Source organism: Streptomyces prunicolor (genome assembly GCF_045162825.1).
In the GTDB taxonomy this organism is placed as follows: Bacteria; Actinomycetota; Actinomycetes; order Streptomycetales; family Streptomycetaceae; genus Streptomyces; species Streptomyces prunicolor.
Genome location: NZ_CP108676.1, coordinates 9,733,625 through 9,748,376, shown reverse-complemented (window position 1 = coordinate 9,748,376; position 14,752 = coordinate 9,733,625). Strand labels below are relative to the sequence as shown.

Below are 14,752 nucleotides of genomic sequence, written 5' to 3'. Positions count from 1 at the left end.
TCGTATGACTCTGAGCGAGGAATGGCGTGAATCCGGGGTGGGGGCGGACCGCTGTCGAGCCGGACCCGATCAGGAGATATCTTGATGTCGAGCAATGTTGCAGACGTGGAGCGGAGCACCGGTGACTGACTCGACCATCATCTATACGCACACTGACGAGGCCCCGGCCCTGGCGACGTATTCCTTCCTGCCGGTGGTCCAGGCGTACGCCTCGCAGGCGGGTGTCGCCGTGACCACGCGGGACATCTCGCTGGCCGGGCGCATCATCGCCGTGTTCCCGGAGTACCTCACCGAGGACCAGCGGATCCCGGACGCCCTGCACGAGCTGGGCGAACTGGCGAAGACGCCCGAGGCCAACATCATCAAGCTGCCGAACATCTCGGCGTCCATCCCGCAGCTCAAGGCCGCCGTGGCCGAGCTGCAGGGGCAGGGTTACGCGCTGCCGAACTACCCGGACGACCCGAAGACCGACGAGGAGCGGGACATCCAGTCCCGCTACGACAAGATCAAGGGCTCCGCGGTCAACCCGGTCCTGCGCGAGGGCAACTCCGACCGCCGTGCCCCCGCCTCGGTCAAGAAGTACGCGAAGACCCACCCGCACCGCATGGGCGCCTGGTCGGCGGACTCCAAGACCAATGTCGCCACCATGGGCGAGAACGACTTCCGCTCCACCGAGAAGTCCGTGACGATCGCCGAGCCCGGTGCGCTGAAGATCGAGCTGGTCGCCGAGGACGGCACCACAACCGTACTGCGGGACTCCGTACCCGTCCTGAAGGACGAGGTCGTCGACGCCTCCGTGCTGCACGTCGCCGAGCTGCGTGAGTTCCTCACCGCGCAGATCGCCCGTGCCAAGGCCGAGGACATCCTGTTCTCCGTGCACCTCAAGGCCACGATGATGAAGGTCTCCGACCCGATCATCTTCGGTCACGTGGTCCGCGCCTTCTTCCCGAAGACCTTCGAGCAGTACGGCGCCACGCTCGCCGCTGCCGGTCTCTCCCCGAACGACGGTCTCGGCGGCATCCTCAAGGGCCTGGCCGCGCTGCCCGAGGGCGACGCGATCAAGGCGTCCTTCGACGCGGAGATCGCCGAGGGCCCCGCGCTCGCGATGGTCGACTCCGACAAGGGCATCACCAACCTGCACGTGCCGTCCGACGTCATCGTCGACGCGTCGATGCCGGCCATGATCCGCACCTCCGGCCACATGTGGGGCCCGGACGGCGCCGAGGCGGACACCCTCGCGGTGCTCCCGGACTCCTCCTACTCCGGCGTCTACCAGGCCGTCCTCGACGACTGCCGCGCCCACGGCGCCTACGACCCCTCGACCATGGGCTCGGTGCCGAACGTCGGTCTGATGGCGCAGAAGGCCGAGGAGTACGGCTCGCACGACAAGACCTTCGAGGTCCCGGCGGCCGGTGCGGTCCGCCTAGTCGACCAGGCCGGCAATGTCGTCCTGGAGCAGTCGGTCGCCAAGGGCGACATCTTCCGCGCCTGCCAGACCAAGGACGCCCCGATCCGGGACTGGGTGAAGCTGGCCGTCACGCGCGCCCGCGCCACCGGCAACCCGGCGGTGTTCTGGCTGGACGAGACCCGCGCGCACGACGCCCAGCTGATCGCCAAGGTCAACGCGTACCTGCCGGAGTACGACACCGAGGGCCTGGACATCCGGATCCTCGCCCCGGTCGAGGCGACCCAGCTGTCGGTGGAGCGCATCCGCCGCGGCGAGGACACGATCTCGGTGACCGGCAACGTGCTGCGTGACTACCTGACCGACCTCTTCCCCATCCTGGAGCTGGGCACCAGCGCCAAGATGCTGTCGGTCGTCCCGCTGATGGCGGGCGGCGGCCTCTTCGAGACGGGCGCCGGCGGCAGCGCGCCGAAGCACGTGCAGCAGCTGGTCAAGGAGAACTACCTGCGCTGGGACTCCCTCGGTGAGTTCTTCGCGCTGGTCCCCTCCCTGGAGCAGTACGCGACGTTCACCGGCAACGCCCGCGCGCAGGTCCTCGCGGACACCCTCGACCGCGCGACGGCGACCTTCCTCAACGAGGACAAGTCCCCGACCCGTCGCGTCGGCGGCATCGACAACCGCGGCAGCCACTTCTTCCTGTCCCTGTACTGGGCCCAGGAGCTGGCCGCGCAGACCGACGACGCGGACCTGGCGAAGGCCTTCGCCCCGCTCGCCGAGACCCTCGCGGGCGCCGAGCAGCAGATCATCGAGGAGCTCGGCGCGGTGCAGGGCAGCCCGGCCGAGATCGGCGGCTACTACCAGCCCGACCCGGCCAAGGCCGCGAAGGTCATGCGCCCGTCGACGACGTGGAACGAGGCGCTGGCTTCCCTGAGCTGACGCAGGCTCTCCGAGTCACTCCGCCCCGGCCGGGATCTCCGGCCGGGGCGGCTGCGTTCGCCCACGACAGCCGGCCGCTCACCAGTCCCGCGCGGCGATCAGCTCCTCCACGTCCGCGTCCGCGAACCCGTACGCGTTGGCCACGAACCAGAAGTCCTCGGCTATCTCCTCGCGCGCCACGGTCTCGATGTCGCTGTCGGCCGCCTCGAAGTCGTCCTGGAGCGCGTTGAACTCCTCGGTGGCGACCTCGGTGAGCGCGTACAGCGCGGGCAGGTCGGCGGGACGCTCGGTCTCGATACGCTCGCACAGGCGCAGCAGGATCGCCTTGCCGAGATCCAGGACGTGGTCGGGGAAGTAGTCGTCCCGGTACAGCGCGGGCAGGAAGGCGTGCTCGGTGATCTGCTGGTTGCTGACGGGCATGGTGGTGCTCCCCCGGTCCGTGATCGTCGTTGCGGATACCTTGATCCTGCACCACGCCACTGACAACGCCTCCGGGAGCCGCCTGTGTCCCCCACCGCGCCGACCTCCGGGCCGTCCTCCTCGCCGTCCTTCGAGCTGCTGCCCGGCGCCGCCGACTCGCCCGTGATCCTCCATGTGCCGCACTCCGCGCGGGAGATACCGGCCGACGTCCGCGCGGACATCCTGCTGGACGACCCGGCGTTGGAGCGCGAGCTGGACCACATCACCGACAGCCACACCGCGCGGATCGCCGCCGAGGCGGCACGCGCGTGTGCGGTCACCCCGTGGCTGTTCGTGAACCGGCTCTCCCGCCTGGTCGTCGATCCGGAACGCTTCCCGGACGAGCGCGAGGAGATGCTCGCCGTCGGCATGGGCGCGGTCTACACCCGCACCACCCACCACGCCGACCTACGGCCCGCCGACCACGACCCCGAGCCGCTGATCGACCGCTACTTCCGCCCGTACGCCCGCGCCATGACGGAGGCAGTCGCCGACCGGCTGGCCGCGACGGGCCGGGCCGTCGTCATCGACCTGCACTCCTATCCCACCGCCCCGCTCCCCTACGAACTCCACGGCACCGACCCCCGCCCCGCCGTCTGCCTGGGCACCGACACCCTCCACACCCCGCCCGCTCTGCTGTCGGCGGCGCGGGAGGCGTTCGCGGAGTGCGGGGAGATCGGGCTCGACAGCCCGTTCATCGGTACCTACGTGCCGCTGGAGTTCTACGGCAAGGAGCCGGCGGTCGGCGCGCTGATGGTGGAGATCCGCCGGGACACCTACATGACGGAGCCCGGCGGTCCGCCCGACGGCCCGGGGGTCGCCCGGCTCGCCTCCGCGCTGACGACGCTCGTGGACGCCGTATCCGCATAGCGCCCGACCCTCCGGCCCTCCGGCTGGAGCACTCCCGCAGGACAGGCGGTCGGGGGCGTACGAGGGTGGACGCATGACCGAGGAGACCACCACGCTGACCGGCCAGGCCCCGCCCCCCGTCCGGGACTGGCCCCCGCTCGACCTGACCGGGACGGAGTTCGACCCGGTCCTCGCGGAGCTGATGCGCGAGGGGCCGCTGACCCGGATCCGGTTGCCGCACGGCGAGGGGTGGGCGTGGCTGGCCACCCGCTACGACGACGTGAAGATGATCACCAATGATCCGCGGTTCGGCCGCGCGGAGGTGACGACACGTCAAGTGACGCGCATGGCACCGCACTTCAAGCCCCGCCCGGGGTCACTGGCGTTCGCCGACCAGCCGGACCACAACCGGCTGCGCAAGGCGATCGCGGGCGCGTTCACGGTCGGGGCGATGAAGCGGCTGCGGCCCCGGGCGCAGTCGCTGCTCGACACCCTGGTCGACGGGGTCGTGGCGGACGGGCCGCCGGCCGACCTGATCGAGCGGGTTCTGGAGCCTTTCCCGATCGCCGTGGTCAGCGAGGTCATGGGGGTGCCCGACGAGGACCGGGAGCAGGTGCACGCCTGGACGCGGCAGATCATCTCCATGTCCGGCGGCGCCGAGGCCGCCGACCGCGCCAAGCAGGGCATGTACGCGTGGATCACCGACACCATCCGCGCCCGCGCCGAGAGCGACGGCACCGATGTGTACTCGCTGCTGGGCGGCGCTGTGGCCCGGGGTGAGATCAGCGAGGCGGAGGCGTCCGGTGTGGCGGGCCCGCTGCAGATCGGCGGCGAGGCGGTCACCCACAACTGCGGGCAGATGCTGTACCTGATGCTCACCCGCCCCGAACTGCTGGAGCGCCTGCGTGCCCAACCCGAGTGCAGGGAGGCCGCGTTGGACGAACTCCTGCGGTTCATCCCGCACCGTTCCTCGGTCGGCCTGGCCCGGATCGCCCTGGAGGAGGTCGAGTTGCACGGGCTGCGCATCAGCGCGGGCGACCCGGTCTACGTCTCCTATCTCGCCGCCAACCGCGACCCGGCCGTGTTCCCGGACCCGGACCGTATCGACGTCGATCGCGATCCGAACCCGCACCTGGCGCTGGGGAACGGCTCGCACTACTGCACCGGCGCCGTGCTGGCCCGCCTCCAGACCGAACTCCTCGTCGACACCCTGCTGGACCGCCTCCCGAGGCTCCAACTCGCCGTCCCCGCCGAGGAGATCGTCTGGCGCCGGAAGACCATGATCCGGGGACCGCTGACGCTGCCGGTGACCTGGTAGACCGCAACACGTGCGGCATCGTGCGCGAGGACGGGCGCCCTGGCCTCAACACCCGCAGCCCCAACACCCGCCTCGTGCACCGGCGTTCACGCCCGCAGCCACTCCGTGACGACTACCTCGCCGCCGGCCCGCAACCGTAGCGCGAAGGGGCCGGTCGGGGATTCGTCGCTGGTGAAGCGGCCCATGGCGTCGGCCGTGAGGGTGGTGGGGTGCAGGACCTGAGGCCCGCCCAGGACCTCGATGCCGGCCGGCTGGGGTGGCATCACCTGGCCCATCAGGCCCTCGCTCGTCACCTCCACGTCGATGCTGAGCTCGCCCGCGGTGAAGGTGAGCATGCGCGGTGCGTCCGTGACCCCTCTGATCGGGATCGCGTCGACCAGGGAGTCGAAGGTCAGCTCCGCGAGCCGGGCGTCGAGGTCGTACAACGCGTAGGCGTCCATGGCGAATTGGCGCAGCTCGGCGGGGACCGGGTCCAGGATGGCGGCGGCCTGGCGCAACTCCTCCTCCAGGAGTCCGTCCTCGAACTCCCCGGCGCCGTCGTCCAGTTCGCCCTCCTGCCCGGCGAACTCCTCGTCATTCAAAGGGTCCTGGCCGAAGGCGTCGAACGCGTCGAGGCCGTCGTCGTGCATGCCGTTCACAGCGCCCCCAGAGCGTCGAGTCGGGCCCGCAGCCGGCGCAGACAGCGCTGGCGCATCGGGCCGATGCTGCCGACGGCGATCCCCAGACCGGCGGACACGTCTTGATAACTGGGCGGCGGCGAGGCCATCAGCACCCGCAGCAACTGCCTGCACCGGTCGCCCAGTTCCTCGAACTCCTGCCACAGCCGCCGGATGCGCTCGGCGTCGGAGGCGGCCTCCTCCGCGTCGATCAACGACTGCTCGGGGGTGCGCTCCTCACTGACACGGTCGAGGAGTTGGGGATCGTCCGTCGGCATGAGCCGCCGTAGCGACTTGATCACCTTCAGGCATTCGTTGCGCGCGGTGCTCGCCAGCCAGGAGCCGGCCTTCTCGGGTTCGCGGATGCGCCGCAGATGCTGGGAGAAGCGCAACCACACGGTCTGGTAGACCTCGTGGCCGTCCGCGTCGGAGAGCCGGTGGGAGCGCACCACTGACCAGACCAGCGGGCTCAAACCCTCCACGAGCGCCTTCCAGGCCGCTGCGTCGCCGTCGACGGCGGACTGGACGAGCGCGCCGACTTCTGCACGGTCCACAGTGCCACCCCTCGTGTACGGCATGTCATCGTACGCCGTGGAGGGGAGGGTTCCGGCCCTCATGCCGGACTGGCGAGCGGTACGACGGGCACCGGGCGCCAGGTGGGTGGGCGCAGCGCCGGTACGTGCGCCCCGCGCACTTCGGCGTACTCGGTGTTGCCCGCGAGGAGTTGGGTGCGGGCGGCGCGCGCGTCGGTCTCCTTGTTGGCCGTCATGAAGGCGGCGACCATACCGACGGCGACGGGCGCGGCGAACGAGGTTCCGCTCCAGCGCGCGAGCCCGTCGAACGTCACCTGGTCCGGGCTTCCCGGCTCGGTGTCCCCGGCCTGGCTCAACACACCCTTGTGGGTGGGCGATTGGCAGGTGCAGGAGTAGGTGAAGCCGAACCGGCAGGCGTCGTAGGTGGTGTGCTGGTAGGCGTACGGCGTGGGTGCGCCGAAGCCGGTGAGGGGGCCGGTGAGGCGCTCGCCGGGGGCGTAGGCCTTGACCCAGGCGCCGTGGTTGCTGAAGCAGGCGCCGAACTCGCCGTCGCTGCGCAGCGCGCCGACCGAGAGGACGACGTCCTGGTAGTCGGGCAGGTCGGCGTAGGCGGCGGGCCAGAAGGGGGTGGCGCTGGCGTTGTTGCCGGCCGCGGCCACCAACAGGGTGCGCTGACCCCGGAGTTCCTGCATGAAGCCCTCGACGCCGAGGAGTCCGTCGGTGCGGCCGTTCGAGGTGCCGGCGGAGAGGCTGATGACGTCGGGCCAGCCGTTCTGGTCGACGGCCGCGAACAGGGCCTCGCCGAAGTCCGATTCGAGGATGGCTCCCGCGTCGTTGAGGGTGTTGCGGACCGTGATCTCGGTGTTGGGCGAGACGGCCGCGACGAGCCCGGCGATGAACGTGCCGTGTCCTACGTACTGTTGGAGCACTCCCGCGTCGTCCGTCTCCCGGATCTGGGCGTCGCCCTGGACGTGGGCGAGCAGCGGGTAGGACCGGTAGTCGTGCATGAGGCCGGTGTCGATGACGAGGACGCCCACGGCGGTGTCGGCGTCGTAACCGGCCTCCGCGGGCGCCGGGTTGGAGCCTTCGGTGAGCGGGGCGGGCACGGGCTCGTCGCCCGGACACGCGTTCACCGCGATGGACACCACGTGGTTGCGGCTGACCAGTCGGCGTCCGGCGCGGCCCTCCGGCTCACGCAGGGCGCGCAGCGCGTTCGCCACGGCGTGGTCGCCGCGCCGGTCGCCCACGCCCGGGTCGCCGACCTGGATACGGGTGATGCCGGACCGGTTGGTCTCGGGGCCCGCGCGGCGCACGGAGTCTCCGGTGAGGCCGGTGACCGCGGTGAAGTGCGTGCGGACGGTGTCCTCGACGACGCGGGCCTCCTCGCCGTCGCGGGCGAGCACGACGCCCTTCTCGTAGAAGAACTCGGCGGAGTCGTCCGGGCCCATCGCCAGCGGGACGTCGGGCATCGAGCGTTGGATCTGGTCGAACTGCTCGTGGAATCGCTGAGGTGCCATGGCGTGTCCTCCCACTGCGGCGGCGGTCGTCAATCAGAGCCGCGGGACCGCTCCTTGATACAGCCCCAAACCTGTGTGGTCTGCACCTGGGACCACTAGCATGGGAGAAGTGACAGCGGGAAGCGACTCGATTCTCGAACTGCTGCCGATGGTGTTCGCGGCTCCGAGCGAGGCGCTGGCCGGTGCGCGGGAGGTTCTCGACGGCGATCCGACGCCGTTCCGGGCCTCCGTGGCGCACCACGCGATCGGCATGTGGCAGCGGGACTTCGGCGATCTCCGGCTCGCCCTGCACCATCTGCGGCTCGCCCGCGACCTGGCGGCCCGCGCGGATTCGGCGGACCGTGAGGCGGACGTACTCGGCACGCTGGGCGTGGCGTTGGTGCACGCGGGCCGCACCCGGCAGGGCCTGGAGGCCTTCGAGCGGGGTATCGCCCGCGGCACGGGCCAGACCCGGGCACGGGTGCTGTACCGACGGGCGTACGTCTGGTGGGTGTTGGGTCGGCACCGCGAGGCGCTCGAGGACGTACGGCGGGCAATTCCCGTACTGCGTCAGGTGGATGACGTGATCTGGACCGCGCGGGCGATCACCCTGCGTGCGACTGTGCATCTCGCGCTGGGTGCGGTGGACCGGGCCGATGCCGACTTCGCGGCGGCCGAGTTGCTGTGGGAGACCACCGGCCAGGAGCACGACAAGGCGGACGCGGTGGAGAGCCGGGGGCTCGCCGCGTTCCGGTCGGGAGACATCCCGGTGGCGCTCCAACTCCTCGACGAGGCGGCGGAGATGTACGCCAAGCTCACCACCCCGACGTTCATGCTCACCATCCGCCGCTGCGAGGTGTTGATGAGCGCGGGGCTGGCCGGGGAGGCGCTGGCGCAGGCGGACACGGCGGTCGGGCTGCTCGACGGCATCGGCGGACAGTCCACCCGCAAGGCGGAGTTGCTGCTCGTCGCGGCCCGGGCGGCGCGGCTCGCGGACGATCCGCACACGGCGATCGCACGGGCGGCCGTGGCGGTACGGCTGTTCGCCGCGCAGCGGCGCACCTGGTGGCAGACGCACGCCCAACTGGTCCTGATCGAGGCCAGGTTGGCGGCCGGGCGGGCGTCGGGACGGCTGGTGGCGGACGCCGCCGCGGTGGCCGACCGACTGGCCGCGTTCGGCTCCCCGTCCGCGCCGGAGGCCTCGTTGTTGGCGGGCCGCATCGCACTGGCCCTCGGCTGGACGGCGGACGCGGAACGGCACTTGGCGGTGGCCGCCCGCAGCAGACGCGGCGGCCCGCCGCTGGCCCGGATGACCGGCTGGGCGGCACAGGCCCTGCGCGCACAGGCCGCGGGTTCCGGTCGCGGGGTTCTGGAGGCGTGCCGACGCGGCCTCGACGTCCTCGACGATCACCGTACGACCCTGGGCGCCTCGGAGTTGCGGGCGCGGGCCACCGCGCAGGGCGCCGAACTGGCCGCACTGGCCCAGCGGGCGAGCCTCGCCTCCGGTGGCCCCCGACGCCTCCTGGTGTGGAGCGAACGCTGGCGGGCGACCGCCCTCTCCACCCCGCCGACCAGGCCACCCGCCGACCCGATCTTGCTCAGCGACCTGACGGCGTTCCGCGAGATCGCCGCCCGCGCGGAGGAGGCCCGCATGGAGGGCCACCCGGTACCGGCCCTGGAACGCGAACAGCGGCGCCTGGAACGGGAGATCCGCTCCCGCACCCTCCACATGCGCGGCGACGCCCCCGGCGAGGGCGACCGCTTCGACCCGACTCGCCTGCTGGCGCGCCTCGGTGCGGGACGGCTCGTCGAACTCGCCGTAGTGGACGGCCGGGTGCACGCCCTGCTGTGCGGGGAGGGCCGGGTACGCCGCTTTGAGGCAGGCCTGCTCGCGGAGGCGATGTCCGAGGCGGAACATATACAGGCGGGTCTACGGCGCCTGGCGCATCCCGGGGCCGACGCGAGGCTTCCGGTGGTGGAGGCGGCGGGCCGACGCCTGGAGGAACTCCTCCTCGGCGAGGCGGCTCACCACCTGGGCTCAGGCCCGGTGGTGGTGGTCCCGCCGGGCCGACTCCACCGCGTTCCCTGGGCGTTGCTGCCCTCGCTGCGCGATCGGGTGCTCAGCGTGTCGCCGTCGGCGGGCGGTTGGCTGCGCGCCCTGGACACCGAACCGCCGCCCGACGGACGGCACGTCCTGGTGCGCGGGCCCGGTCTCGCGACCAACGGCGCCGAGGTCCCGAACCTGGCCGACCGGTACGGCAGGCCCACGGTCCTGGAGCACGACGACGCCGAAGTCCCGCGTGTGCTGGCCGAGTTGGACGGCGCGACCCTGGCCCACATCGCGGCCCACGGTACGTTCCGCGCGGACAGTCCCCTGTTCTCGTCCCTGCGCATGGCCGACGGTCCGCTCATCGTTCACGACTTCGAACGCCTCTCCCGCAGCCCGTACCGGATCATCCTCTCCAGCTGCGACACCGCCCGCCTCGCGTCGGTGGGAGCCGATGAACTCCTTGGCCTGGTCACGGCGTTGCTCCCCCTCGGCACAGCGGGCGTGATCGCGAGCAGCGCCCCCGTCAACGACGCGGCGGTTGTCCCGCTGATGCTCGCCCTGCACAAGGGACTCAGCACGGGCCTGTCCCTGGCGGAGGCCCTGCGCGACGCACGGGCGGCGTTGCCGGGGGACGCTATGCATCGCGCGACGGGGTGGGCGTTCACGGCGTTCGGGGCGGCCTGAGCGGGCCTGAACACGGTGGCCAAGGACCCGAGTTGGAGGTTCAGGACGGTCTGACCCGCCGGACGGGCGGATCGGACCGTTGCACCCTCACGCCGACTGCGCCGCCGGCAGTTCCACCAGCCACGGCAGGGCGCCGCGGTCGCTCGCGCCGAGGCGGGCGTAGGCGCTGTAGAGGTGGTTGCCGACGGTGCGGACGGAGAGGGTGAGGCGGTCGGCGATCTGGCGGTTGCTGAGGCCCGCGGCGGCGAGGGTGACGATCTGGCGCTGGCGGGCGGTGAGTTCACCCAGGACGAGGCCGGACAGGGCCGGAGTCCGGGCGCCCTGGCAGCGGCGGGCCAGGGCGACCGCGCGGGTGCGGGACATGCGGGCGGCGCGGGGGTCGCGGTGCGCGCGTACGGCCTGGGCGTGCGCCTCGGCCGCGAACAGCAGGAAGCCGCGCTGTTCCAACTCCCCTGCCACCTTGTCCAGCGCGGGGCCGTCGCCCTCGACCAACGCCTCCGCGTGCCTCGCGAGGACGGCCGGTCCGTCGCCGGGGAGTTTGGCGAGCCGGCCGGCGACGCGTTCGGGAGCGCCGAGGCGTACGGCGTCGTAGAGGACGTAGGCGGCGGGCCTGCCGTCCTCGGCGGGGAGGCCGCGGCTCTCCTCGCTCTCGCTCCACCTGCCGTCGACGATCTCGCGGGCCGCTTCCACATCGCCCCGGGCCGCCGCGAGCCAACTGCCCGCGTCGGCGGACGGGGGGCGGTGGGCGAGGGCCTCGTCGGTGGCCGGTACGTCGCCCGACTGGGCGGCGGCCAGGGCGAGTTCGACCCCGCAGGCCCGGTTGCCCGCGGTCTGCCGCAGCCCTTCGCGCGCCCATGCGGCCGCCTCGCGCAGCTCGCCCCGCAGTCGCGCGAACCGGGCGCGGACGGCGGCGTACCCGGCCGGTACCGGTGCGCCCTCCGCCACCAGCCACTCCCCCACGGGCGTCGGCAGCGGGCGTACATCGGTACGGTCGATGCGGTCGGTCAGCGTGGCGCGTTCGGCCGCGAGGGCCGAGGTGCACTGGTCCGGGGTGCGGGCCAGGCGGCGGGCCCGGAGCCGGCCGGCCGCGGCGCGCAGTGCGGGGCCGTGCAGGGGGTGGGCGAGGCGGACGGCGCCCTGGTCGTCGACGCGGATCAGGGCCTCGGTCTCCAGGCGTTCGAGGAGGGCGAGGTCGAAGTCGTCCAGGGGCGCCGCCAACGGCTCGGCGAACGCGAGGCGTTCGAGGCTCTCGCGCTCCTCGGGGCCGGTGTGGGCGAGGACTTGGGCGGTGCGTTCGCGGACCGTCGCGGTGACCGGCACCGGGCCGCGCCACGTCCACTCGTCGGAGTCGGTCGCCCGGGTCAGCAGTCCACCCTCGCGCACCGCGCCGAACAGGTCGCGCAGCAGGCGCAGATCACCTTGGCAGAGGGCGTAGAGGCGGTTCACGGTGAGGGGTTCCAGCGGGCCGCCGGCGCCCAGAGCGAGCAACTGCGCCGTCTCCTCCCGGGGCAGCGGTTCCAGCGCGAGGCGCGGCAGCAGTTCCCCCGTCCACAGGCGCGACACCGCACCCGGTACCGGGTGGCCGTCGGCCACCACGACCACCAGGCGGGTCCGGCCGTGGACGGCGAGCTGGTGGACGAGCGCGGCCGAGGAGTCGTCGAGCAGATGGGCGTCGTCGACCAGCAACAGCCGTACACCGGACAGGAGTTGTACCGCGCGGTGCAGGGTGACGCTTTCGGGGAGCAGGTGTGCGAACGCGGCGAAGGGCAGTGAGCGGGTCTCGGGTGTCCCGGTGACCCTGGCGCAGTCGCTGCCCCGGACGGCCTCGGTCATCAGGCGGGTCTTGCCGCGGCCGGCCGGACCGGTCACCACGATGCCGGGCCGGCCGGCCGACAACGAACCGCGGATCAGCTCCAGTTCGTCCTCCCGGCCGGTGAACGGCCAGGGCAGTTCCAGGGTCTTCGCGTCCTGTTCGCAAGTCATCACACAGATATGAGTGCGGCTACTCACGCCTGATACAGGGTGACTTGAGTAGCCCTCGACTCAGGCGCCCGGCTACGGTCACCGGCAATCTGGTCGCATGACCGCTCGCTACTGCTCCCTCGCGCAGCAGTCGGCCCCGGAGTTCGGACCGGGACTGACTGCCGAGCGGCGCGGTGCGCTCGTCGGCGGAAGCCGGATGTGGGTCAACGGCACGGTCCTGCACTACTACTTCTTCGACGCCGAGCACCCCGAGAGCGCCGAGAACACCGCGGTCACCGACGCCTCCGTCATCCCGGTTCCCGGGACCGGCGAGATGCGGCGGGTGCCGTGGGGCGGCGCCAAGGAGCAGCAGGACGTCGTACGCGAGTGCTTCGGTGAGTGGCAGGGCCTCGGTATCGGTGTCGACTTCGCCGAGGTGGGGGACCGTTCGGAGGCGGAGTTGCGTATCGGGTTCCAGCCCGGTGACGGCTCCTGGTCGTCGGTGGGCCGCGACGCGCTCACGGTCGGCCTGTCCGACCGCACCATGAACTTCGGCTGGGACCTCACCGCGCCCGGACAGCGCGGCACGGCCCTGCACGAGATCGGGCATGCCCTGGGGCTGCTGCACGAGCACCAGAGCCCGTTCGCCGGTATCCACTGGGACGACGAGGCCGTCTACGCCGAGTTGGCGGGCCCACCGAACTTCTGGAGCCGGGACAGGACGCGCTTCAACATCCTGCGCAAGCTAGACCCGGACGAGGTCAATGGCTCCGTCTGGGATCCGCAGTCGGTCATGGAGTTCCCGTTCGCGTCAGGACTGATCCTGGAGCCGGAGGAGTACCGCACGGGTCTGCACCCGAACGGCAGCCTCTCCCCCTCCGACAAGGAGTTCGTCCTGCGCTGGTACCCGCCCGTCGGCCCTCCCCGGCCGGGCGAGCTGGTGCCGTTCCGGTCGGCGCCACTGCGCCTGGGACCGGGCGAGCAGGCCGACTTCGCGATCGAGCCGACCCAGACGCGCGAGTACGCCGTCGGCACCTTCGGGGACAGCGACACGGTCGTCGTGGTCTTCGAGGAACGGGACGGCGAACCGCGCTTCCTCGCCGGGCAGGACGACGGGGGCACGCCGCGCAACGCCACACTCAAGGTCAGGCTCGTCAAGGGCCGCCGCTACTTCGTCCGTGTGCGCCTGTACTCCACGTGGAGGTCGGGGGACACCGCGGTGATGTGCTGGTAACAGCATGGGTACAGCCGCACGCGGACGGACGGACCACTGTCCGGCGCCGGGGGAAGCGGCCGGAGTTCGTAGCCTTCGGGGGAGGGATACGAGCTCCGGCCACAGCGTTGCGTTCAACGCTTCCAACTCCCCTGGCCTCACAAGGTCTTGGGCTCTAGTTCCCCAACTCCAGTGGCCGCGCGGGGTCCTTGGACCACTCCTCCAGCGAGCCGTCGTAGACCGACACATCCGTACGGCCGAGCAGCGTGAGCGCGAGTGCGGCGCCCGCGGCCGAGATGCCGCCGCCGCAGTACAGGACGACCGGTGAGTCGTCGGCGTCGAGGACCGCGCCGACCTTGGCCGCGAGTTCCTCTGGAGGCAGGACGTGTCCGGCCTCGTCGAGGAGACCCCGGCCCGGGAGACTGCGGCTGGCGGGGATGTGCCCGCGACGGCTGTAGCGCGTGGGGGCCGAGCCGTCGTAACCGCCGGAGGGCAGCGCGCACACGAGGGTGCCGGGGCGTTCGCCGCGGCTGATGGCGGCCACGTCCTCGATGCCGGCCCACAGGTCCGGCCGTACGACGGGGGTCACGGGACGGACGGACGGGACCGGGGCGGTGTCATCGCCGGAGGCGAGCGGACGGCCGGCCGTCTCCCACGTTTCGAGACCGCCGTCCAGCACCGCAGCCGGTACCCCGATCGCCCGGAGCATCCACCACAGCCGCGCGGCCCAGATGCCGCCTCCGCTGTCGTAGGAGACGACCTCACTGCCCTCCCCCACGCCCAGCCGGGCCAGTGCGGCGGCGAGGGCCTCGGGGGACGGCACGGCGAAGTGGTACGGCGCGTCGTGGTCGGAGAGCTCGCCGGTCAGGTCGGCGTGTCGCGATCCGGGGAGATGCCGTTCGGCCCATGCCGCGCGCCCGCTCGCGGAGCGGTAGTCGCCGTCCTCGCGGGGTGAGGGCAGCAGCGCGGTGGCGTCGAGGACGACCAGCCGGGGATCGTCGAGATGCGCGGCGAGCCAGGTGTCGTCGACCAGCGGGCCGGGCAGCAGGGAGGTGGTCATGGCGGCCGATCGTACGCCCGCGAGCTGGGCGTCTCATGCCTCGGTCATGACCGTCTCGGATATCGGACCCTGCTTGCACAGAATCCGGGTAGTGCGGTTATCGTTCGGCCATCTACGCGGGAGCCCCTACC

At 72.0% G+C, this 14,752-nt stretch carries 11 protein-coding genes; 5 read left to right on the top strand and 6 right to left on the bottom strand.

Annotated features, from left to right (window positions below):
* Positions 1 to 121: 121 nt before the first annotated feature.
* Positions 122 to 2,341 (top strand): NADP-dependent isocitrate dehydrogenase, encoded by a 2,220-nt coding sequence (locus tag OG588_RS44110; protein ID WP_405952170.1) that lies wholly within the window; start codon positions 122 to 124, stop codon positions 2,339 to 2,341.
* A 78-nt stretch (positions 2,342 to 2,419) separates the two neighbouring features.
* On the opposite strand, the gene OG588_RS44105 is transcribed toward OG588_RS44110, so the two are convergent.
* Positions 2,420 to 2,761: a DUF5713 family protein gene (locus OG588_RS44105; RefSeq protein ID WP_393037063.1), complete on the bottom strand. Its 342-nt coding sequence runs from the start codon at positions 2,759 to 2,761 to the stop codon at positions 2,420 to 2,422.
* Positions 2,762 to 2,845: 84 nt separating this feature from the next.
* On the opposite strand from OG588_RS44105, the gene OG588_RS44100 reads away from it, so the two are divergent.
* On the top strand, positions 2,846 to 3,670 hold the full coding sequence (locus OG588_RS44100) for an N-formylglutamate amidohydrolase (protein WP_405952169.1): 825 nt from the start codon (positions 2,846 to 2,848) through the stop codon (positions 3,668 to 3,670).
* 73 nt (positions 3,671 to 3,743) lie between these two features.
* Positions 3,744 to 4,967 carry a cytochrome P450 gene (locus OG588_RS44095; RefSeq protein ID WP_405952168.1) on the top strand — a complete coding sequence of 408 codons (1,224 nt, stop codon included), beginning with the start codon at positions 3,744 to 3,746 and terminating at the stop codon, positions 4,965 to 4,967.
* A gap of 86 nt (positions 4,968 to 5,053) precedes the next feature.
* Here the strand turns inward: OG588_RS44095 and OG588_RS44090 are convergent, their stop codons facing one another.
* Genes OG588_RS44090 through OG588_RS44080 form a run of 3 tightly spaced genes read right to left on the bottom strand, consistent with a single transcriptional unit; the run spans position 5,054 to position 7,673 of the window.
* The gene (locus OG588_RS44090; RefSeq protein WP_405952167.1) at positions 5,054 to 5,596 is read right to left on the bottom strand and encodes a hypothetical protein; all 543 of its coding nucleotides are present in this window, start codon (positions 5,594 to 5,596) and stop codon (positions 5,054 to 5,056) included.
* 5 nt (positions 5,597 to 5,601) lie between these two features.
* The gene (locus OG588_RS44085) at positions 5,602 to 6,240 is read right to left on the bottom strand and encodes an RNA polymerase sigma factor (RefSeq protein WP_405952166.1); all 639 of its coding nucleotides are present in this window, start codon (positions 6,238 to 6,240) and stop codon (positions 5,602 to 5,604) included.
* Complete coding sequence (locus OG588_RS44080) at positions 6,237 to 7,673, bottom strand: S8/S53 family peptidase (protein ID WP_405952165.1); 1,437 nt, start codon at positions 7,671 to 7,673, stop codon at positions 6,237 to 6,239. Before OG588_RS44080 ends, OG588_RS44085 begins: the two co-directional genes overlap by 4 nt.
* A gap of 109 nt (positions 7,674 to 7,782) precedes the next feature.
* Here OG588_RS44080 and OG588_RS44075 point away from each other — a divergent pair, with 109 nt between their 5' ends.
* A complete protein-coding gene (locus OG588_RS44075; protein WP_405952164.1) occupies positions 7,783 to 10,386 on the top strand; it encodes a CHAT domain-containing protein in 2,604 nt (867 codons plus the stop codon).
* 87 nt (positions 10,387 to 10,473) lie between these two features.
* Here the strand turns inward: OG588_RS44075 and OG588_RS44070 are convergent, their stop codons facing one another.
* Complete coding sequence (locus OG588_RS44070; RefSeq protein WP_405952163.1) at positions 10,474 to 12,369, bottom strand: LuxR C-terminal-related transcriptional regulator; 1,896 nt, start codon at positions 12,367 to 12,369, stop codon at positions 10,474 to 10,476.
* 97 nt (positions 12,370 to 12,466) lie between these two features.
* On the opposite strand from OG588_RS44070, the gene OG588_RS44065 reads away from it, so the two are divergent.
* Positions 12,467 to 13,582 carry a M12 family metallopeptidase gene (locus OG588_RS44065; RefSeq protein ID WP_405952162.1) on the top strand — a complete coding sequence of 372 codons (1,116 nt, stop codon included), beginning with the start codon at positions 12,467 to 12,469 and terminating at the stop codon, positions 13,580 to 13,582.
* Between the two features lie 154 nt (positions 13,583 to 13,736).
* Here OG588_RS44065 and OG588_RS44060 read toward each other — a convergent pair whose 3' ends face one another.
* Entirely contained in the window at positions 13,737 to 14,621 is an 885-nt protein-coding gene (locus tag OG588_RS44060; protein WP_405952161.1) for a sulfurtransferase, read from the bottom strand.
* Positions 14,622 to 14,752 lie beyond the last annotated feature (131 nt).